This window comes from Eubacterium xylanophilum ATCC 35991 (assembly GCF_000518685.1).
Lineage (GTDB): Bacteria > Bacillota > Clostridia > Lachnospirales > Lachnospiraceae > Eubacterium_F > Eubacterium_F xylanophilum.
In genome coordinates this window covers 1-19,307 of the sequence record NZ_JAEB01000012.1, presented here as the reverse complement: position 1 = coordinate 19,307, position 19,307 = coordinate 1, and the positions used below count along the sequence as shown (strand labels likewise).

The following is a 19,307-nucleotide window of genomic DNA, read 5'->3' as shown; positions in this document are numbered from 1 at the left end:
AATCTTCTACTATATTTTAACTAATATAACACTTATATTGTCTTTTCCACCTGATGAATTTGCTGCATTCACGAGCTTCTTGCCCGCTTCTTCCATATTATCAATATTCTCACTTATAATCCGTTCTATCTCCGTATCCTCGAGCATATTGGTAAGTCCATCTGAACACAACAAAAGCACGTTCCCCTGATTCACTTCAACTTCAAAGCAATCTGCTTTGACCTTTGAAGTAGTTCCAAGAGCTCGTGTAATAATATTCTTATTCGGATGAGTTCTCATATCTTCTTTTTGAATCTTTCCAGACTGAACCATCTCTTCTACAAGGGAATGATCGACTGTAATCTGTCTAAATCCCTCACCATACAAATAGAGTCTGGAGTCTCCAACGTTGACAATATAGGCAGTATCACCTATAACAACCGCCGCAACTACCGTTGTTCCCATGCCCTGCAAGTGCTCATCTGTACTTGATTTCTCAAAAATACTGGCATTTGCCACTTCCACAGCTTCATTGAACAATCCTATCGGCGTAGTCTTGGCACTTTGTTTGATTTGAGATACAAAACTCTCGACACATAATCTAGAAGCTGTATCTCCAGCTCTGTGACCACCCATTCCGTCAGCCACAATAAACAGATTGGGAAACTCCCCTATTTGTTCTCCGGAACAAAATACAAAATCCTGATTAGAATTTCTGACAAGCCCCACATCTGTCATCGAAAAACACTGCACTTATGTGACCTCCTTATCGTTAGCAAAACCCGCTCTAATGCGCGCTTTGTTCGAGATGTGTGTTGCGAAGCTGACCGCATGCGGCATCTATGTCGCCACCCATCTCTCTTCTAATAGTAACATTTATTTTATTTTTTTCAAGTATTATTTTAAAATCTTCTATGTTTTCTTCTTTTGCACGACGGCATTTTCTCTCTTTGACCTCATTGAGTGGGATGAGGTTAATATGACAACCCATGCCCTTGCATCGTCTCGCAAGCTCCAGAGCATTATCCTTACTGTCATTTACTCCGTCGATAACCGTATACTCAAATGTCACTCTTCGTCCCGTTACATCCTTGTATTCGCGACATGCCTCAAAAATCTCATCCATGCTATACTTATTCGCCACAGGCATGGTCTGTCTGCGAATCTCGTCATTGGGTGCATGAAGGCTTATTGCCAGAGTTATTTGCAACTTTTCCTGCATAAGCTTTCTAATCCCCTCAACAATTCCGCATGTGGATACTGTGATATTTCTCTGGCTCAAATGGTACCCATCTTCGTCATTGATAATCCTTATAAATCTGAGCAAGTTGTCATAGTTATCCATCGGCTCGCCCATTCCCATGACAATGACATTGGATACTCGTTCCCCTGTCTCTTCATTGATCTTATATATCTGAGACAGCATCTCACCTGCCGTAAGACTTCGTTCCAACCCCAACAAAGTTGAGGCACAAAATGTGCATCCCATGCGACATCCTACCTGAGAAGATATACAAACACTATTACCGTATTTGTACTTCATGAGCACACTCTCGATAAACTTTCCATCTTCTAGCTCAAACAAGTACTTTGCCGTATCTCCATTCTTAGATACTTGCTTTCTGACTATTTTCACATTGGCTATATAGTATTCTTCTTTTAACCTATCCCTAAATTTACCGGGAAGATTTTTCATATCATCTAAATTCTCTACTCGGTTGTGATGCAACCACTTGTATAGTTGCTTGCCCCTAAAACCCTTCTCACCGAGTTTCTCGGCAACCTCTATACACTCTTCCATTGTCAAACTCTTAAGGTCTCGGAGCTCCATCTTTACACCTTCCTAAACTTAGCTACGAAAAATCCATCGCCTCTGTGTATCCCCGGCAACATCGTTAGCATGCCCTTTCCGGTCATCTTGTTGACCAATTTCTCCGGCAGATACTCGTCTAGGCTGACGGGTTCTAGACCCAATTCCTCTTCTATCCACCGAGCATTATCTTCGTTCTCTGCGGGATTGATAGTACAAGTACTATAGATAAATGTTCCGCCGGGTTTTAACACCCCAACCGAAGAACGAACTATCTGCCTCTGATATTCTATTAACTCCTGACATCTCTCTACTGCATGGTACTTGATCTCAGGCTTTTTTCCTATAACTCCTATTCCTGAACATGGCACATCACATATTACTATGTCCGCCATCTCAGTTTGATCGGGATGATCTACCAAAGCATCTCTCACCGCGGTTTTTACATTGGAAATTCCAAGTCTCTTAATCCCTGATTCAATCAGTCTGACCTTTTCATCCGTCTTATCCCCGGCATATACAATCCCATTAGGTCCCACAAGGTCCGCCATTTGAAATGTCTTCCCTCCCGGGCTGGCACAGACATCCATAACTATGCAATCTCTGCCCTTGGCTCCCGCAACCATAACAGGTAGTGAAGCGCTTTCATCCTGAACGGTAAAATACCCCTCAGCAAACCCCGGCAGTTTTTCCACGCTCTGGGATTCAATCAAAAACATATTGGGATTATACTCGCTATCTATCGTCTCAATCCCATTCGCTTCAAAGAGTTCTCTGACCTTTGAAACAGTAGCATTCTTTGTAAATGCTCTGAGGCTAATCTGCTTATCATCATAAAATGATGCCATAATCTTCTTTGCAGTCTTCTTACCATAGCTGTCAATCAACAGCTTCACCAGGTTTTCCGGAGTTGAATAAAGGAATGATAGTTTCTTTACAACATCCCTTATGCTCTTTGAAATCTCCTCTCTTACCTCTTCAATATCAGCTCTGGCAATATTTCTAAGAATTCCATTGACAACAGGCACATACTTCTCGCATACCTTCTTGGCCAAATTGCACATCTCGTTGCAGGTGGCAGATTCAGGTACCGAATCCATATATATAATCTCATATGCCCCCATCCTCAAAATGGTCCGAAGATTATCATCCATATCAGCTATATTCTTACTCGCAAAGTGATCAATTATATGATCTAATTCTATAGCTCTCTCTACTGTTCCATAGACGAGTCTCTTTACAAATCGCTCATCAGAATTATACCTTATATTATCACCTTTTTCAAGAGTATTATATACCGATTCAAAAGCTTGCTTCCTCAATATTATTTCCTCTCATAAAATCAGCTGTTTTCATTCGCTTTTTTCCCTCCAGCTGAACCTCGAGAATCTGCAAGATTCCCTGCCCCGTCTGGATTCCAAAACTCTCCTTGTCAACTCTGACTACTTCGCCTATATTTCCAACGCTCTCCACATCAGAAACCCTGGCTTCCCATATCTTGAGCATCTTTTTGCCAAAATATGTATAGGCACTTGGCCAAGAATTGAGGCCTCTTATAAGTCTCTCAATCTCTACAGCTGATTTGCTAAAATCTATCTTTCCCAAATCCTTCGTGAGCATCTTGGCATATGTGCTCTCTTCATCATTTTGCTTGACAGGTGTTATCTCTCCTTTTTCGAGTCCCTCTATGGTCTTTATAAGGAGCGGTCCTCCCATCTTAGACAAATCATCAAACAAGCTCTCGCCAGTCTCCTCACCTGTGAGTTCTATCTCCTCAGTGAGCAATATATCTCCTGTGTCAAGTCCCTCATTCATCTGCATGGTAGTTATTCCCGTCTTTGCATCTCCTGCTATAATTGACCACTGAATAGGTGCAGCTCCTCTCCACCTAGGAAGTAAAGACGCGTGAACATTTACACATCCATACTCGGGCATATCTAGAATCTCTTTGCTCAAAATCTGTCCGAATGCCACAACTACGATCAAATCACACGGAATTCCCCTCAAGACTTCCACAAACTCAGGCGCCTTAACTTTTTCAGGTGTATAGACCTGAATTCCATGCTCTAGGGCCAATTCCTTGACGGGGGTGAATGTCAGCTTACCACTTCTTCCCCTGGCTTTATCCGGCTGTGTGACAACCGCTGTAACCTGGTGTTTCCCAGACTCTATCAATTCTCGCAAGACGGGAACGGCGAAGTCCGGAGTACCCATGAATATTATATTCATTATTCTTCCTCCATCATGTCTTCCACATCCACAAGCTCGCCTTCGACTTTGTCAACATAAAGCTGTCCATCAAGGTGCTCTATCTCGTGAATAAGTGCTCTTGCAAGCAGTTCTTCGCCCTCAATCTCATACTCCTGTCCGTCGAGATCGGTAGCTCTTACCTTTACATAATTTGGTCTTTTGACAATTCCGGCTTTTCCTGGAACACTCAAGCATCCCTCAGAGCCCTCTTGCTCTCCGGATGTCTCTAAGATTTCAGGGTTAATAAGAACTATTGGTTGATCTTGTTCCTCCGAAACATCGATAACTGCAATTCTCTTGAGAATTCCAACCTGAGGTGCCGCAAGTCCCACGCCCTCAGCGTCTCTCATAGTCTCAAACATGTCATTGACCAAAGTTTCAATCTTCGGAGTTATCTCCTTAACCTCTTTACATTTCTTTGTGAGAATCTCATCTCCATAAATTCTAATTTGTCTTAATGCCATATCTTTCTCTCCAAATCTTTACTTGATTTCAAATTGTATCCTTACAGGGAGGCGACTCCCCTCAACCTCTTTTTGAATATCCTCCTTTAATCCGATTAGCCTTTCCTGCTCTTCAGACTTCAAGTACATATCCATAACATATTTATCATTTCTCTTGGTTATCAAATCCAGGTTGGGACCAATCAACTTGATTCCCTCGTAATTCTTATTTATCCAACCCGCAAGTTTGCTACACAGTTTCTCCACATAACTCTTGCTATTTCCGCTTATATTTATCATCAAGAGATACTGATAAGGCGGATAACTCATCAGGTTTCTGTATGCCAGCTCATTTTCATAGAAAATGCTCGGATCCTGTGCTTTCACGCTCTTAATGACATAATTGTCGGGTGAATATGTCTGAATGATTACCTCTCCCTCTTTGTCACCACGGCCTGCTCTTCCACTGGCCTGATGAAGCAGTTGAAATGTTCGCTCCATACTTTGATAGTCATTGTCGAACATACTCATGTCAGCCGCCAAAGCTGCGACAAGAGTAACACCAGGAAAATCATGTCCCTTGACAATCATCTGGGTCCCAATCAATATATCAGCCCGCCCTGCTCTAAACTCTTCGATAATACGCTCATGTCCCCGCTTTCCGGCAGTAGTATCCGCATCCATGCGCATTATCCTTGCATTGGGCAGCCTCTTTTGCAACATCTCCTCGACTTTCTGTGTTCCCATTCCAAATGTTCCAATATAGGGTTTTCCGCACTTGGGACATTTCTCCGGCATAGGAACGGTATCGCCACAGTAGTGACACATCAGTTTTCTTATTCTACCGCTGTAGTCCTTGTGGGCCTTCAAAGATATATCACAATGTGAACATTGTATCACATTTCCGCAATTTCTACAAGAAACAAAACTTGCATATCCCCTTCTATTCAAAAAAAGTATAGTTTGTTCGCCTTTATTGAGCCTGTCACATATCTTTTCCTGCAATAATTCGCTGAGAATCGATCTGTTCCCCGAGCGGAACTCCTCTCGCAAATCCACCACACTAACCGAAGGCAACTTGGCATTTCCCGCCCTTTTATCCAACCTATAAGTCTTGTAAATACCCTTCTGCATTTTGAGATATGCCTTCACACTTGGCGTCGCCGATCCAAAAACAACACTAGCCCCTGTCATTTCCGCCCTGAATAACGCCACCTCATCGGAATGATACTTGGGACTTCTGTCACTTATATATCCGCCATCATGTTCCTCATCCATAACTATTAGTCCCAGATCAGAAAATGGTGTGAACAGCGCTGAACGTGGGCCGATCATGATATCGAGCTCACCTCTTTGAGCTCTGTCATACTGATCATATCTCTCTCCCTCTGATAACTTTGAGTGAAGAACAGATACCCGGTCTCCAAATACATTTTTAAATCTCGCAACCGTCTGAAATGTAAGGGAAATCTCCGGTATCAGGACAATCACTTGCTTGCCCTGTGCAACAACATCCTTAATTATATTTATATAGACTTCTGTCTTTCCGCTTCCGGTTATTCCATAAATATAATACGGTCTTCTTACGCCGGACATATACTCTTTTTTAAAATCATCAACTATGAATTGTTGTTCTGTATTTAATACCTTCTCACCGGCAGAGTTGTCGACATTATCCGAAACAACATTTCTGTATTTTCTCTCCCTGTCCACATTTATAACACCATCTTTTACCAGTGCATCAATAGTGGATTTAGAAATATTTAGTTCATGCTTTGCATCCCTGGACGTTACAACTTCGTTGTCACAGATTGCCTCTAAAAGCCTTTCCTTTGCCTTGTGATTCTTTCTCCTATATTCACTGAGTCTTGCTCTCGCCTCTTCCTCATCCACCCTCAGGGTCAGGAATACTTCTTCTAGATTTTTAATCTTTTTCTTGACGGGAATAACTGTCTTAAGGGCCTCATTCATAGTTGTCCCGTAGCGATCCCTGATAAATCCCGCCAACTGTATCGACTGGGACTTTATGGATACTAGATTTTTCTCTACTTTTACAATTTCCTTAATCTTAGACGGATCGAAGGATGGCTCTGCCGAAATATTAACCACATATCCCTGTCTAAGCTTTTTATTACGACCAAAAGGGACACTCACGGGTGTCCCTAGTTTAACTTGTTCTCTTAGGATCTCTGGAATCCTATATTGAAATGTTCTGTCGAGTGCTTCTGCACTAATATCAATTATCACATCTGCGAACATTCCTTACATCCTTTCAATTGCAAATCATATCTACGACCTTATCCATTTGCATTCCCCTGGAGCCCTTGACAAGAATCACATCTCCGGCTTTGGCATAGTCCTTTAGATACTTAGCAACGCTGTCGTGATCGTCAAAACTCTCTGTCGGAATATCACTTTCCTCGGAAATCTGTTTGCAGATATACTTTGCCATATCGCCATAAGTCACCACAAGGTCCAGTCGCTTACCTTCTCTGGCAAGTCCAGCAATAAAGCTTCCCATCCCTCTGTGGAGCTCCTCTGATTGCTCTCCCAACTCCAGAACGTCTGCCAATACCGCTATTCTTCTTCCCTCACCCGGATAATCAAACAGCATCTTTACATTGCTATTCACAGAATCAGGACTTGCATTATATGTATCATCTACGACTCTGATGCCATCAACTTCTTTGACAACACCACGCATATCATAGCTCTTATATTCGCTCAATGCTTCTGCCGCTTTTGTCGGATCCACTCCATACTGTTCTGCCAGGGCCATTGCCACTAGAGCATTGTTAATATTATGACTTCCCAAAACAGAGAGAGTTACTTTAACTTTACTCTTTCCATTGTAGACAAAACTCTGAGAATTCTCACCAACCTCTATGTCACTGGCATATATATCAAGAGATTCATCTTCGCCATAATATATGGTTTTTATGTCATTTTCGCATATGTCGTACGGAACATTTTCCTTGGTCAAAGGTATCATATCACCGTTTCCACATATGTAAAAATATTCCGTCAGATATTTCACAATATTGCCCTTTTCCTTGGCAATATTTGCCCTGCTTCCCAGGTTTCCAATGTGGGAAACACCGACGTTGGTTAGCACTGCCGTCTGGGGACGAGCAATATCGACAATTCTAGCCATCTCGCCCGGAAGACTCATTCCCATCTCAATTACAGCTATCTCTGTTTCATCGTCTATTCCAAAAAGTGTGATTGGAAGCCCTATCTGACCATTGCTGTTGCCCGCTGTTTTGTGAACTTTATATCCAGCCCCAAGCGCAGCGCTGATCATCTCTTTGGTTGTGGTTTTTCCAACACTTCCCGTAACTCCTATGACGGGAATGTCAAATTGCTTTCTATAGTAACCTGCCAAATCCTGCATAGCAGCTAAAGTGTCCTCAACCAATATATAGTTTCCATCAGACAACTGGATATCCTTGTTAGAGGTAAATGTAGCCACAGCCCCTGCTTTCATAACATCCGGGATAAACTTGTGAGCATCCACTCGCTCTCCGATAATCGGAACAAACAATGTTCCCTCTCCGACTTCCCTTGAATCAAATACAACATTTGTAATCTCATCAGATGGATTTCCCTTGAGAAGTGTACCGGAAGTGGCTTCTATCACCTCTTCTATAGTCATCGCTTTCATATATACTCTCCTACTTTGCAGCTATAACATCTTGCATATCAAATCTTCCGGATGTCTTTCCAGCCATGAATTTGGCTGCTGCAACTGCACCCTTGGCAAATACGGCCTTACTATATGCAGTATGAGAGAATGTGATTACTTCATCCGTGCCGGCAAAGATAACATCGTGGTCACCTACGATTGTTCCACCCCTGACTGCACTCAATCCAATCTCATTATCAGGTCTCTTCTCTCTTCTCTGAGATCTGTCATATACGTAGTCGTATTTATTATCAGCGGCCTCATTTACAGCATCTGCCAAAGCGAGAGCTGTTCCGGATGGGGCATCAAGCTTAAGTCTGTGATGCTTTTCAACAATCTCAATATCGAATCCCTCGGGAGAGAACACCTTTGTGGCCTCTTTCAAAAGATTAATAAGTGTATTAATTCCAAGAGACATATTAGCTGACTTAAGGATTGCAACTTCATCAACTGATGACTCTATGAGCTTTAATTGCTCATCGGAGTATCCGGTTGTACAAAGTACGATAGGTATTTTCTTATCCTTACAGTAATCGAGCAAATCATTCAATATTACCGGTGTTGAAAAATCGATGATAGCATCTGCCTCAACATCACAATCCTTTATACTTGAAAACACTGGATAATCTTTGCTTCCATCGTCATTAATATCAACTCCGGCAACAATCTGTGACTCACTGTCCTCACTGACTATCTTGGTAATCATATTTCCCATAGCGCCATTGCAGCCGCTCATAATAATTCTCTTCATTAGTTTTCCTCCTGTAAGAAACAATCTCTAGATGAGTTTTACATCCTTCATAGCCTTCTCAAGCTTTGCAGCATTAACGTCTTCCATCTCTGTAAGTGGTGCTCTGAGGCTTCCCACGTTCATTCCCATAAGGTTCATGGCCTTCTTCACAGGAATTGGATTGACCTCACAGAACAAACCTCTGATAAGATCACAATACTTGAGCTGAAGGTCAGCTGCCTTTTCTGTATCCTTGTCGAAGTAAGCCTGAGTCATATCATGTGTCTCCTGTGGCAAAATGTTCGAAAGAACTGAGATAACGCCCTTTCCACCGAGTGAAAGAATTGGCACAATCTGATCGTCGTTTCCTGAGTAAAGATCCACCTGAACTCCTCTCTTCTTAGCTAGTCCAAGTACATCTGCAACTTCTGAGAGATCTCCTGTCGCATCCTTAACACCAACGATATTTGACACTTCTTCACAGAGAGAAACTACTGTCTCTGGCATAATCTTAACTCCTGTTCGTCCAGGAATATTGTACATAATAATTGGAACATTTACCGCCTCAGCAATAGCCTTATAGTGAGCCTTAAGTCCATTCTGTGTGCACTTGTTGTAATATGGTGTCACAACGAGCAATGCATCTGCACCAGCCTCAACTGCCTTGACAGACAAGTCTATAGCTGACTGTGTACAGTTAGAACCTGTTCCTGCGACAACAGGGATTCTCTTGTCTGCAACCTCACAACAATACCTGATGCACTCAATGTGCTCTTCGTCGCTGAGAGTTGAAGCCTCTCCTGTTGTTCCGCAAATAATGATAGCATCTGTAGAATTCTTGATATGGAACTCCACCAACTCTGCCAACTTCTCATAATTGACACTTCCATCTTGATTCATAGGGGTAACCAAAGCTACACCTGCTCCTGTAAATACTGACATAAAAATTCTCCTTTCAGTTTGGAATATCACTTCCATAAAAAAAAGTATTCCTTCATGGAATACTCTTAGTCTAATCAATATAATCAACGTAGCACTCCATCAAAAGCTGATGACAGTCATATGTCTCTTAAACATATGCCCAGGCCCACATGCACAGAAACATGCGTCCTTCGGCAGTCTTCCCTTTCACAAACACATAAACCGTGTTCTGTCACGTATTGATTGTTACTGATGAATAACTGCGCCTCTACAATCTATGAACTTATAAACTACTGTAACACTTAACCCAAAAACTGTCAACCGTTTTTTTTAAATTATCAGAACATTTTTTATTTTGAAGAAAAATTTCTTCACAAATTAACAGATTCATACTATAATTAAAGTAGTGAACAATACTACACTAAAGGGGGAACTTGACTATGTTGCGAACAGTCAAAACAAAATATGGAGAATTACGTGGAATTAGAGGAAATAACGCAAGGATAACCGCATTTAAGGGTATACCATTCGCTGCTCCACCAATCGGCGAGAACCGTTGGCGGGCTCCAAAGCCCTGTGAGTGCTGGGAAGGAATTAGAGATGCTTACTGCTATGCTCCTATCCCAATGCAGGACGTGCCGGGTATCGGCGACGATATATACTGTAGAGAGTGGCATGTGGATTCAGAAATCCCCGTCAGTGAAGATTGTCTCTATCTCAACGTCTGGACACCTGCAAAAAAAGCTGACGAGAAGCTTCCGGTGGTTGTTTGGTACTTTGGCGGTGCTTTCCAGTGGGGATACACCAGCGAGATGGAATTTGACGGCGAGATGCTCGCCAGGCGTAGAATCGTAGTTGTCACAGTTAGTTATAGAATAGCAGTTATGGGATTTTTGGCTCATCCTGAGTTGAGCGCGGAGGCCCCTGATGCCCCTTCTAACTTCGGACTTCTAGATCAAAAAGCGGGACTAGATTGGGTAATTGAAAACATCGCCTCCTTCGGCGGTGATCCCGATAATATATGTATTGCAGGTCAGTCAGCAGGTGGTGCCAGTACAATGCAACAGCTCACCACTCACTTAAACGCCGGAAAAGTCAAGAGCGCAGCTATCTTCAGCGGCTTAATTATGCCTACCAAGCCAGAAGAGGATATATTTACACCTATCTCACTAACCGAAGCTGAGAAACTGGGTGAGGCCTTCTTTGATTTTCTTGGAGTATCAAGTTTAGAAGAAGCCCGCAGATTACCCGCCGAATTCATACGCGATAAGTACGGAGAATTCTCACTAAATCATCCTCGAATGTTTCCAATTGACGACGGAGTTAATTACATTGGCAATCCCCTTGATCGTTTGGTGTGCGGTGAAGCAAATCCTGTCCCTATTATCACAGGATTCACCAAAGATGAATTTATAGAAGGAGATACCAATATAGTTGAAAACTCTGTTCGATATGCCGTCGAGGAGATTTTGAAAAATAATCCGAAGCGTTCACTCTATACATATGGGTTTAAACCTCATATACCTGGCTTTGACAATCCAGGATGTTTTCACTCAGTTGACTTGTGGTTTTGGTTTGAAACCCTGGCTATGTGCTGGAGGCCATTCACCGGTCATCACTATGATTTGGCCAATACTATGTCCAGCTACTTTGTCAATTTTATTAAAACCGGTAATCCAAACGGAAAAGATTTTCGTGAGAATGACCTTCCACAATGGAAAACAAGCGATATGAATAATCCTAATTTTACAATCTTTTCATAGACCACTAAAGGGGGATGCTTTTGCAAAGCTTCTGCAAGAAAGCATTAATTGTATCATGAAAGCGGAATCCGCTGAACAATTGAAGGCTGAACCTTATGAGCGGAATGGAGAACCATTCAAGACGTTTGTGTTTGACAATTATTGTAGAAGTGAAGCTGCGCTAATCACATCAATGGCAGAGATGGTTGTAAATGGCGTTTCAACACGGAAAGTTGCAAAAGTTATGGAAACATTATGTGACAAATCTTTTTCAAAATCTACTGTATCTGAGGCCTGTAAGGAGTTAGATCAGAAGGTTAATGAATTTAGAAATCGTCCTTTAGATTGTGAATACCCATTTATAACAGTGGATGCAACATATTTTAAAGTTCGAGAGAACTCGAGAATTGTATCAAAGGCACTAATGATTGCATATGCAGTATCAAGTTCCGGAGTAAGAGAAATAATCGGTTTTGATGTGTATAAAAATGAAAGTAAAAGTACTTGGGATGGTGAGATTTTTTAATTTACACCAAGAAAAGGACTTGACTCGGAAAACTTTGCATGGATAGCACGAAAGGCAAGGGTATTACCGCGTCCTCCATGTTTAGCGACGCAGGCTCACCTACCGTATTGGTTTTTGCTGCAGGGAATAAGAAAATCTCAACCACCAGTATGGTTACCGGGTCAGAAGATTATTGATTAATTCTTCTTTTAATTTGTTTGATTCAAGCGCATGATATTACACGGCAAATGGCATGGCTACCAATGAATCTCGGACAGAATTGTCAATTATTCATTGGTGCCAATCCACATTGCCACAACTATTATCCTATTGCATCTTGGCAATACAATTTTGCTACATATTTCTTCTCGTTCAACCGGAACTTCAACCGCCACAAGCTTTCCTTTATGTATCATACCATCGGGATTTAACGGATAAAATTTCCCTGATACAAGAACTTCCTCGCCATTTAGCGGTTCTTGGGTCCAGTCGGAAAAAGCGATAGTCTTACTTTCACTTTTCTCTCCGTAATAAATTCTAATGAAATCAATTTGAGATTCATATGTACCATAACCCATTATTACAATTTTATTTATTTTTTTATCAATAACATACTCCTGTCCATTCATAGGCATGCAGTCATTTAAAGAATCCAAAGCAGGAACACAATACTTGTCCTCTCCAATACTTATCTCTTTGCCATAAGGAATATGAATACTTGTCTTATAATCTCTTCCACTTACAAAGTGAGTCTTCTCAGTATATTTTATTGGAACGCTATACATCTTGTATTTGCTGTCTGTTATAGATTTTTGAGTTATATTATTCTGTGGTATATACCCTTCTATCCCAATAATCATATTCTTGAGATAAATCTCTTTTTCTGCAGCAATATCCATTTTTTTTACAATTATTCTTGTAAGCAATTCTATATCATTTTTACTTAAACATCGCTCCGAATAAAGCCCAAAAATTTTAACAATATATATTTTTATCTCTTCATATATCCTTACTATACTATTATTTAACTCAACAATTTCTTTATTCCACTGCATTTTATTGTCATATTTTTTCAAGAAAACATCAAATTGCATATGCATACTGTACCATTTTTGAACTAGACCGTAAATCGGAACTCTCCAAATATAAGTTTCTGATTTGAATTCTGTCCCGGGATCAAAATTGTGAGAAATTAATTTTGTTAGCTTCTTTATCGTCTTCGGTTTAAATGATTTTTTAGTCTGGGCTATTACCGTTTCTTTATCAATCTTTTTTAATTTAACTTTTTTACATTTTTGTAAGACTACAATCTGCTTCAAGCCTTGCTCAGCATCTTCCCATTTAATGCGTGCATTATCTCTTTTAGGAAGAGAATCCGCGCAAATGAGTCCTTCTTCGTCAATTCCGGTCAAAACTAAAAAGTGCAAGCTCCCTGCAGATGTTCCATATGTTTTTTGCCAAGGACAGTAATTTGAACGAATTCCGAGTATAAGCCTGCCATATTGATCAAAAGCTCTTTCCACGTTTTTTCTCACTAACCCACTTTCAAAGACAAGAGGTTTGAATTCATATCCGAATATCTCTTCTACATTTTTTATTAGGACTTTGTCGTCATAAACAGCCCCGTCACCGATCGGGATCTTTTTTTTATAGCTAATCTGCAGACTATTATAGAACAATATTTCATATTCACTTAAATGGAATTTACATACATCTAACATCGCGTTTTCTATACAGTCCATTCCTTTTACAATAATCAATGATACACCCCCTGCCTAATCTGAATCAATTTATATGGAATATTTACAGTCTTTTGGATTTTTTTTGCCACATGCTTGACTAAGTCAACATCTGGTTTCTCTTTTGTGCAAATGCACAATTTTCCACTTTCAATTCGCACTTGATAATCGACTTTAAATTCATCTTCTAAAACAAGCATCTCTCTAAGCTCTTTAACATCTAGCCGTTTACCGTTTACCTTACTTATTTTAGATTTTCTGGAGTCTAGGAACAGGTAACCATCTTTGTCAATCCATCCATAGTCACCAGTTCTTAGTACCCCCTTCAAATCATCTTCTCTGTACATATCTCTATAATCATGTGCATATCCCATCATAACATTTTGGCCCTTGTATATAATCTCTCCTTCTTGCGATAGTTCAACTCTTCCATTTCCTATGGGTTTACCAACTGAGCCCAGCTTATCATTAAGCTTGTCGAAATCTAATACCGTCATCCTTGCCGTTGCCTCGGTCTGTCCATACATGACATAAAACTGATATCCTTTAATCTCACACAAGTCTGACCAGTGCCGCAATAATTCAATCTGCATTGCAGCACCCGCTTGAGTAAATTTTCTAATATTTTTATATTTAGAGAAATCTATTTTCATGCATTGTATGATCTCATAACAAAAAGGAACACCTGAAAAAGTATTCACTCTACTTCTATCTACGAGTTTCCAAAAGCTCTTACTCATTATATTTTTCTCTGTTAAAACTACAGTTCCTCCCGCATACAAGTGCGTTTGGAGCACAGATAAACCGTACGTGTAATTTAACTTCAGATAGGCTATAGCTATATCATTTGAGCTTATATCAAGAGCTTTGCATATATCTGTCGTATTTGTCATAAGAGCACTTTTACTAATCCTAACAAATTTACTATTGCCAGTTGTGCCTGACGTACTTAATAATAGAGCAAGATTTTCATTGAATTTAATTTTCTCAGTTTGAATGTTACACAGAACATAATCATCATTAGAATAAACCACTGAGTAATCTCTTTTTATTTCTTCAGCACGATCACTTGGCATCCAAATATAATTTGATTTATATCTAAGCACAATATTTAATACTGAATCTCCATCCAACTCATCTGATACAAGGATAGGAATACTATTATTATATAAGCATGCAAAATATGCACAAACTGTGGAAATATTATTGCGGCACACAATAGCAACCACACTTTTGCGCTGGATAATAGCGCTAAACTGACAAATTAATGAATCAAATTCCCTGTACGTCACATCCCGACGATCTTCTTCAATTATTGCAATTTTATTCCCAAATCTGTGAAATTGCCAAAAATCTCTCATATAACTCCAACTCCCTAACCTAAAAAATACATCATTCTAATCTTTTGCTTCTCAGATACTCTGTAACTATCAGCCCGGTCACTGTCTTTAAGTTTTTTTATAGAACGAACGTCTCGATATCCGAGAGTTTTACAAATATCGATGTCGTTACACATGCATCTGTCCAGTTCATCTGTTACAATATGCTTGCTTTTGCAAATCAATTCCCTTTTTGTGATTCCAAAAGCACTCTTAAGTGCCCTATTAATGGTTTTCTCAGTGTACGGAATGTTTTTAAATGAATAATCTATACTGCCATCACGGTAATCTAATTCTCTAATTTTACTAAATTCCTTGATAGTAAAAAAGAGCGCCCGATTTCTATTTTTTAGGGATATGATATATCCCAGTAAGAGTATTAAATCAAATTGAATCCGATCAACCTCTTCTCGTGAGTTGCTAAATACTAAACGATCCAGTATCTCAAGTTCTAATTCCATCTCACTTTCAAACAAACCAAGTGTATTATTTGAAATATATAATGGTTTACTTAAAAAAGATATGAGATTATTATTTCCAATCTTATCTAAAAGTAGCCTCACATAATTAACACTTATATTAATTGTATACCGTTCATATATTTGGTCTTGCTCTAGTCCGAGAATTCCATGACTCACGCAAGAAGGGATCACACAGATACACGGAGTAGTAAAGTTATACTTATCCTCTCCTATTAAAACGTCACCTTCCCCGCGAATTATAAATAGCAATTCAATCGTATTATGCTTATGAAGTTCATGGTCCCCATTTGTAACTGACTTCTTATGCAAACATAAAAAATCGTGTACATAATCTCTTTCAATTATGTTTTCTTTCATCTTCTCCCCTCTTCAATTACACTTCCATCATATATGTTCTCGCAAAAATTTATAAAATCCTTTAAAGTAGAATGATTAGTAATTCCATAACCTGCATCCTCATAACTGATTTTATATTTATCCTCTAGGTAGGTCATAAGGTTTACGGCATCTACGGAATCAAAACCCAAATCGTCATAAATATCTTTATTTAACAAATCACTTGGGTCACATAAACACTCTCGCTTTTCGCTATATATCTCAATAATTTTGTCAATTATATCTTCATTCATTTTGCTAATATTTCCTTTCAAATATACACATTTTCCCTGTTTTAGCGCAAGGAACAATGCGGTCACATGTTTTTACTGTGATCTGGCACGATCCAAAATCCTTCTCAACCGTATCAATAATAAATTGATCAACTTCAGTCTTAAGTTTTTCGTCCATAACCAAATAATATACATAGTTTCTATTATTTAGTTCAACTACCTTGAATTGCTTTATATCAAAACCATGCTCATTGACCAATCGTGCCATTGGCTTAAACAATGTATAAATACTTCTCTCTCCCATCAACAATAAGCTTATCATTCACCCTGCCATATGACAATTCCAGGATCGAACCTCTTCTTCCACATGAACAAGTTTTGGAAACCAATCGTCCATGATCTCCGGTTTTGTATCTAATAAATGGCATACTTCTGTTGGTTAAAGATGTAACACAAATTTCTCCCTCTCCTTCTCTGTGTGTTTTCCCATGTTTATCAACAACTTCAACTATAACGTTACTGTCCATAACATGCATCTTCCCACATTCGCATGAGCATGCGATAGAATTTACCTCCATTGTGCCATACTGATCCATCACTTGACATCCAAAAAAATCCTCAATTTCTCTTTTCTCCGGAACGGAAAGCATCTCACCTGTACACTCGATATACTTTATCGACTTGGGCGGCTTTAATCCCTTCTCCTTCCAAGCGCTAATTATAATTTGAATAATAGATGGTTGTACTATCATCCAAACAGGCGAAAAAGAACTAATTAAATTATGTATACGTGATGAACTTTCTAAAGTTACACTCTCCTTATATATTGCAATTTGAGTTTCAGAAACCTTTTCAAATATAGCTTTTTCACTATTACAACTGCGTGAAGAAGCACGGAAAAAGCACATACGCTCAGGAGGAGCAATGTCAAATCTTTGTTTTCTAACAGCCCATAACGAACTCAATGACCTTCTAGCATCTCCGTAGCTCCATGTCACTTGTAAGCACTCTCCGGTAGTTCCGGATGTATAAACTTCGTGCAGAGTTCCATTAAGATTCTTCGCTATTGCCGGAGGATATATGATTCTATCCTGGTTATTGACGATATCTGTCTTATCTAAGATAGGTAAATCGTCCCATAATTCCTCGATATTTTGTTCTGTAATTCTCATGTTCCGAGACAAATCCTGGTACAATTCAATGCTATTGTAACATTCTGAAAAAAACCGTTTTTGGTCTTGGTTTAATTGCATCACTCTTCCTCCCATTCAACTTAATATATTAAATATTATATATTCTTTTCTGACAACTGTAAAGAAAATATATTCCTTCTTACTTCCGTTTAATTACTTTAACTTTTGACCACTTCCCGTTAGCTGATATTCTATCAACCTTTAGCTTTCCTCTGACTTTGACATAATACTTCTTTTTCTTGTTTAATTTCTTTATAGTATACTTGGTCTTCGTCAATTTAATCTTCTTGGTCTTTTTCTTTGTAAACTTCTTAGACGTCGAATACCAAAGGTCATATGAGGTAGAATCGTCTGTCTTCTTCCACTGAATAACCGATTTGCTTTTCGATCTTTTGGCTGATACGATACTTGGTTTTTTTATCTTGTATTTGATAACTCCACCATTAGACACAGATTGTGATTTCCCACCAATTTGATTTGGATATTCTGTGTCAACTGTCTCAACTCCAACTTTATCTTGTTCGTTTAGATACTCTATTTTATATTTTTCATACTCATTGGTCTCAATATTTTTTTTTCTAAATCGCGAAGTTTTCCAATCAGCTTTGGATATGTCTAAATATATAGCCGGTCTTATCCCAAACATAACATTTCTAACAGTCAATGTATTCCCTTCTTGCGTTTTCCAATAACCTACATACACTCCAGGTGCAATAGTATCCTCCACTGTACTGTATGCAACTTTTCTTCCTTCGGATTGAATCCATAGATTTGTTATCCACCAAACATAAGGATCCATTCCAGGATATTTCCTCAGAGCATAATTTGTTGCTTTTATTGCGTAACCTTCAAATATTCCTGATAAATATACTGTGCTAAGATCCTGTTTTCTATATTCATCTTGTAAGACTTGCTTTAGCATACTTCTCTCGCGTGCATTAAAAGCATCAAAGAGGAACTTGTTATTAAGCCATTGCCTACAAAAAGATGTGGCCCAAGTAGAGTTTCCACTCCAGGTATCATCATAAACCATATATTCAAGTATTTTGGCCGATTGAAGAAACGCCACATTATTCTTTACTCCTTTTAGTTCCCATTCTATAGGTTCTTTTTTACCTGCATCCGTTTGCCAATAGTTTCCAAAATAAACATGAGTTATTTCTTTATCTCCTTGTTGTAAAGAAGCATCTACCTTGCTATGATTCAAGAATAATGTACACAGCAAAAATGTGATCATTATTATAATTTTTTTGTACATGTTTTCACCTACTTTCCAATAAAATGACATGTTGTCATAATCCATGATTCGTATATTTTTGACGAACTATAATTGATAAATCTATCTTTAAATGTATAGTCTGTATGATAGTCTCCATCGTTCCAATGTCCTGTTTTTGACCATCCATCGTTAATCAAAAGATAACCACTCATATTCAAACCCGTATCAAACTGTTTGCTTGCATAATCATACTGCCTGTATCCAAGAACGAGCACTTGATGACCGACATCCTGATTGGCATAATAATAGTCTCCAGGAGGCAAATCCAACAAAAACGGGTCTTTTTCCACGTCTATTTGTCTTTTTATAAAATCCCACTGATACATAAGAGCTTCTGTTGTATTCAATTTCTTTTTATTCTTTTTCTTAAAGTCTTCATAATAATACTTGTACATTACTACATTTTCTTTCTTCATACCTTTAAGATAATCATATATTAATTTACGATTATCAATAAACTCCATTCCATTATCTTTTTGCTGTTTGATTCTCTTGAAAAAATCTATCAAGGTATCATAAGGCGATTTGTTCTTTAACAACGTTCCTTGTCTCATTCTCATAT

The 19,307-nt window shown here is 39.1% G+C and carries 20 protein-coding genes and 1 riboswitch; of the genes, 3 read left to right on the top strand and 17 right to left on the bottom strand.

What is annotated here, in order from left to right; genetic code table 11:
* Positions 1 to 9 precede the first annotated feature (9 nt).
* From L877_RS0103135 to dapA, 9 genes are read right to left on the bottom strand one after another with little or no spacing between them, the layout of a single operon-like run.
* Positions 10 to 732 (bottom strand): Stp1/IreP family PP2C-type Ser/Thr phosphatase, encoded by a 723-nt coding sequence (locus L877_RS0103135; protein ID WP_026834851.1) that lies wholly within the window; start codon positions 730 to 732, stop codon positions 10 to 12.
* Between the two features lie 34 nt (positions 733 to 766).
* Positions 767 to 1,810, bottom strand: a complete 1,044-nt coding sequence (gene rlmN / locus L877_RS0103130) for a dual-specificity RNA methyltransferase RlmN (RefSeq protein WP_026834850.1) — start codon at positions 1,808 to 1,810, stop codon at positions 767 to 769.
* A 2-nt stretch (positions 1,811 to 1,812) separates the two neighbouring features.
* Complete coding sequence (rsmB, locus tag L877_RS11945; protein ID WP_051437642.1) at positions 1,813 to 3,111, bottom strand: 16S rRNA (cytosine(967)-C(5))-methyltransferase RsmB; 1,299 nt, start codon at positions 3,109 to 3,111, stop codon at positions 1,813 to 1,815.
* Complete coding sequence (fmt, locus tag L877_RS0103120; RefSeq protein ID WP_026834849.1) at positions 3,092 to 4,018, bottom strand: methionyl-tRNA formyltransferase; 927 nt, start codon at positions 4,016 to 4,018, stop codon at positions 3,092 to 3,094. The genes rsmB and fmt overlap by 20 nt, the downstream gene beginning before the upstream one ends.
* Positions 4,018 to 4,503 carry a peptide deformylase gene (def, locus tag L877_RS0103115; protein WP_026834848.1) on the bottom strand — a complete coding sequence of 162 codons (486 nt, stop codon included), beginning with the start codon at positions 4,501 to 4,503 and terminating at the stop codon, positions 4,018 to 4,020. The genes fmt and def overlap by 1 nt, the downstream gene beginning before the upstream one ends.
* An 18-nt stretch (positions 4,504 to 4,521) precedes the next feature.
* A complete protein-coding gene (gene priA, locus L877_RS0103110; RefSeq protein WP_026834847.1) occupies positions 4,522 to 6,741 on the bottom strand; it encodes a replication restart helicase PriA in 2,220 nt (739 codons plus the stop codon).
* A gap of 13 nt (positions 6,742 to 6,754) precedes the next feature.
* Positions 6,755 to 8,146 (bottom strand): UDP-N-acetylmuramoyl-tripeptide--D-alanyl-D-alanine ligase, encoded by a 1,392-nt coding sequence (locus L877_RS0103105; protein ID WP_026834846.1) that lies wholly within the window; start codon positions 8,144 to 8,146, stop codon positions 6,755 to 6,757.
* A 10-nt stretch (positions 8,147 to 8,156) separates the two neighbouring features.
* A complete protein-coding gene (dapB, locus tag L877_RS0103100; protein ID WP_026834845.1) occupies positions 8,157 to 8,918 on the bottom strand; it encodes a 4-hydroxy-tetrahydrodipicolinate reductase in 762 nt (253 codons plus the stop codon).
* Between the two features lie 27 nt (positions 8,919 to 8,945).
* Positions 8,946 to 9,839, bottom strand: coding sequence for a 4-hydroxy-tetrahydrodipicolinate synthase (gene dapA, locus L877_RS0103095; protein ID WP_026834844.1), 894 nt, complete (start codon positions 9,837 to 9,839; stop codon positions 8,946 to 8,948).
* A gap of 81 nt (positions 9,840 to 9,920) precedes the next feature.
* Positions 9,921 to 10,097: riboswitch (Lysine riboswitch) on the bottom strand.
* Between the two features lie 161 nt (positions 10,098 to 10,258).
* Here dapA and L877_RS11940 point away from each other — a divergent pair.
* Genes L877_RS11940 through L877_RS14045 form a run of 3 tightly spaced genes read left to right on the top strand, consistent with a single transcriptional unit; the run spans position 10,259 to position 12,262 of the window.
* The gene (locus tag L877_RS11940; RefSeq protein WP_051437641.1) at positions 10,259 to 11,581 is read left to right on the top strand and encodes a carboxylesterase/lipase family protein; all 1,323 of its coding nucleotides are present in this window, start codon (positions 10,259 to 10,261) and stop codon (positions 11,579 to 11,581) included.
* Positions 11,582 to 11,636: 55 nt separating this feature from the next.
* Positions 11,637 to 12,086 carry an IS256 family transposase gene (locus tag L877_RS14050; protein WP_051437640.1) on the top strand — a complete coding sequence of 150 codons (450 nt, stop codon included), beginning with the start codon at positions 11,637 to 11,639 and terminating at the stop codon, positions 12,084 to 12,086.
* A gap of 38 nt (positions 12,087 to 12,124) precedes the next feature.
* Positions 12,125 to 12,262 (top strand): hypothetical protein, encoded by a 138-nt coding sequence (locus L877_RS14045; RefSeq protein WP_156922972.1) that lies wholly within the window; start codon positions 12,125 to 12,127, stop codon positions 12,260 to 12,262.
* A 90-nt stretch (positions 12,263 to 12,352) separates the two neighbouring features.
* On the opposite strand, the gene L877_RS0103080 is transcribed toward L877_RS14045, so the two are convergent.
* The 8 genes from L877_RS0103080 to L877_RS11925 all read right to left on the bottom strand — a co-directional run.
* Positions 12,353 to 13,825, bottom strand: a complete 1,473-nt coding sequence (locus L877_RS0103080) for a hypothetical protein (protein WP_026834843.1) — start codon at positions 13,823 to 13,825, stop codon at positions 12,353 to 12,355.
* Positions 13,822 to 15,165: an AMP-binding protein gene (locus tag L877_RS0103075; protein WP_026834842.1), complete on the bottom strand. Its 1,344-nt coding sequence runs from the start codon at positions 15,163 to 15,165 to the stop codon at positions 13,822 to 13,824. Before L877_RS0103075 ends, L877_RS0103080 begins: the two co-directional genes overlap by 4 nt.
* Positions 15,166 to 15,179: 14 nt before the next feature.
* Positions 15,180 to 16,022, bottom strand: coding sequence for a cupin domain-containing protein (locus L877_RS0103070; protein ID WP_026834841.1), 843 nt, complete (start codon positions 16,020 to 16,022; stop codon positions 15,180 to 15,182).
* On the bottom strand, positions 16,019 to 16,294 hold the full coding sequence (locus L877_RS11930; protein WP_034784965.1) for an acyl carrier protein: 276 nt from the start codon (positions 16,292 to 16,294) through the stop codon (positions 16,019 to 16,021). Before L877_RS11930 ends, L877_RS0103070 begins: the two co-directional genes overlap by 4 nt.
* A 4-nt stretch (positions 16,295 to 16,298) precedes the next feature.
* Positions 16,299 to 16,541 (bottom strand): hypothetical protein, encoded by a 243-nt coding sequence (locus tag L877_RS0103060; RefSeq protein ID WP_207637221.1) that lies wholly within the window; start codon positions 16,539 to 16,541, stop codon positions 16,299 to 16,301.
* A 4-nt stretch (positions 16,542 to 16,545) separates the two neighbouring features.
* On the bottom strand, positions 16,546 to 17,526 hold the full coding sequence (locus L877_RS0103055; protein WP_169729780.1) for a phenylacetate--CoA ligase family protein: 981 nt from the start codon (positions 17,524 to 17,526) through the stop codon (positions 16,546 to 16,548).
* A gap of 79 nt (positions 17,527 to 17,605) precedes the next feature.
* Positions 17,606 to 18,691: a DUF6273 domain-containing protein gene (locus L877_RS0103050; RefSeq protein ID WP_207637220.1), complete on the bottom strand. Its 1,086-nt coding sequence runs from the start codon at positions 18,689 to 18,691 to the stop codon at positions 17,606 to 17,608.
* Positions 18,692 to 18,732: 41 nt separating this feature from the next.
* A partial coding sequence (locus L877_RS11925) for a hypothetical protein (RefSeq protein ID WP_034784963.1) occupies positions 18,733 to 19,307 on the bottom strand: 575 nt, incomplete at its 5' end.

Excerpts from the sequence above, each read along its gene's own strand:
- rlmN (WP_026834850.1), bottom strand. The coding sequence starts at position 1,810 with ATGGAGCTCCGAGACCTTAAGAGTTTGACAATGGAAGAGTGTATAGAG.
- fmt (WP_026834849.1), bottom strand. The coding sequence starts at position 4,018 with ATGAATATAATATTCATGGGTACTCCGGACTTCGCCGTTCCCGTCTTG.
- def (WP_026834848.1), bottom strand. The coding sequence starts at position 4,503 with ATGGCATTAAGACAAATTAGAATTTATGGAGATGAGATTCTCACAAAG.
- priA (WP_026834847.1), bottom strand. The coding sequence starts at position 6,741 with ATGTTCGCAGATGTGATAATTGATATTAGTGCAGAAGCACTCGACAGA.
- L877_RS0103105 (WP_026834846.1), bottom strand. The coding sequence starts at position 8,146 with ATGAAAGCGATGACTATAGAAGAGGTGATAGAAGCCACTTCCGGTACA.
- dapB (WP_026834845.1), bottom strand. The coding sequence starts at position 8,918 with ATGAAGAGAATTATTATGAGCGGCTGCAATGGCGCTATGGGAAATATG.
- dapA (WP_026834844.1), bottom strand. The coding sequence starts at position 9,839 with ATGTCAGTATTTACAGGAGCAGGTGTAGCTTTGGTTACCCCTATGAAT.
- L877_RS11940 (WP_051437641.1), top strand. The coding sequence starts at position 10,259 with ATGTTGCGAACAGTCAAAACAAAATATGGAGAATTACGTGGAATTAGA.
- L877_RS14050 (WP_051437640.1), top strand. The coding sequence starts at position 11,637 with ATGAAAGCGGAATCCGCTGAACAATTGAAGGCTGAACCTTATGAGCGG.
- L877_RS14045 (WP_156922972.1), top strand. The coding sequence starts at position 12,125 with ATGGATAGCACGAAAGGCAAGGGTATTACCGCGTCCTCCATGTTTAGC.
- L877_RS0103075 (WP_026834842.1), bottom strand. The coding sequence starts at position 15,165 with ATGAGAGATTTTTGGCAATTTCACAGATTTGGGAATAAAATTGCAATA.
- L877_RS0103070 (WP_026834841.1), bottom strand. The coding sequence starts at position 16,022 with ATGAAAGAAAACATAATTGAAAGAGATTATGTACACGATTTTTTATGT.
- L877_RS11930 (WP_034784965.1), bottom strand. The coding sequence starts at position 16,294 with ATGAATGAAGATATAATTGACAAAATTATTGAGATATATAGCGAAAAG.
- L877_RS0103060 (WP_207637221.1), bottom strand. The coding sequence starts at position 16,541 with ATGGCACGATTGGTCAATGAGCATGGTTTTGATATAAAGCAATTCAAG.
- L877_RS0103055 (WP_169729780.1), bottom strand. The coding sequence starts at position 17,526 with ATGCAATTAAACCAAGACCAAAAACGGTTTTTTTCAGAATGTTACAAT.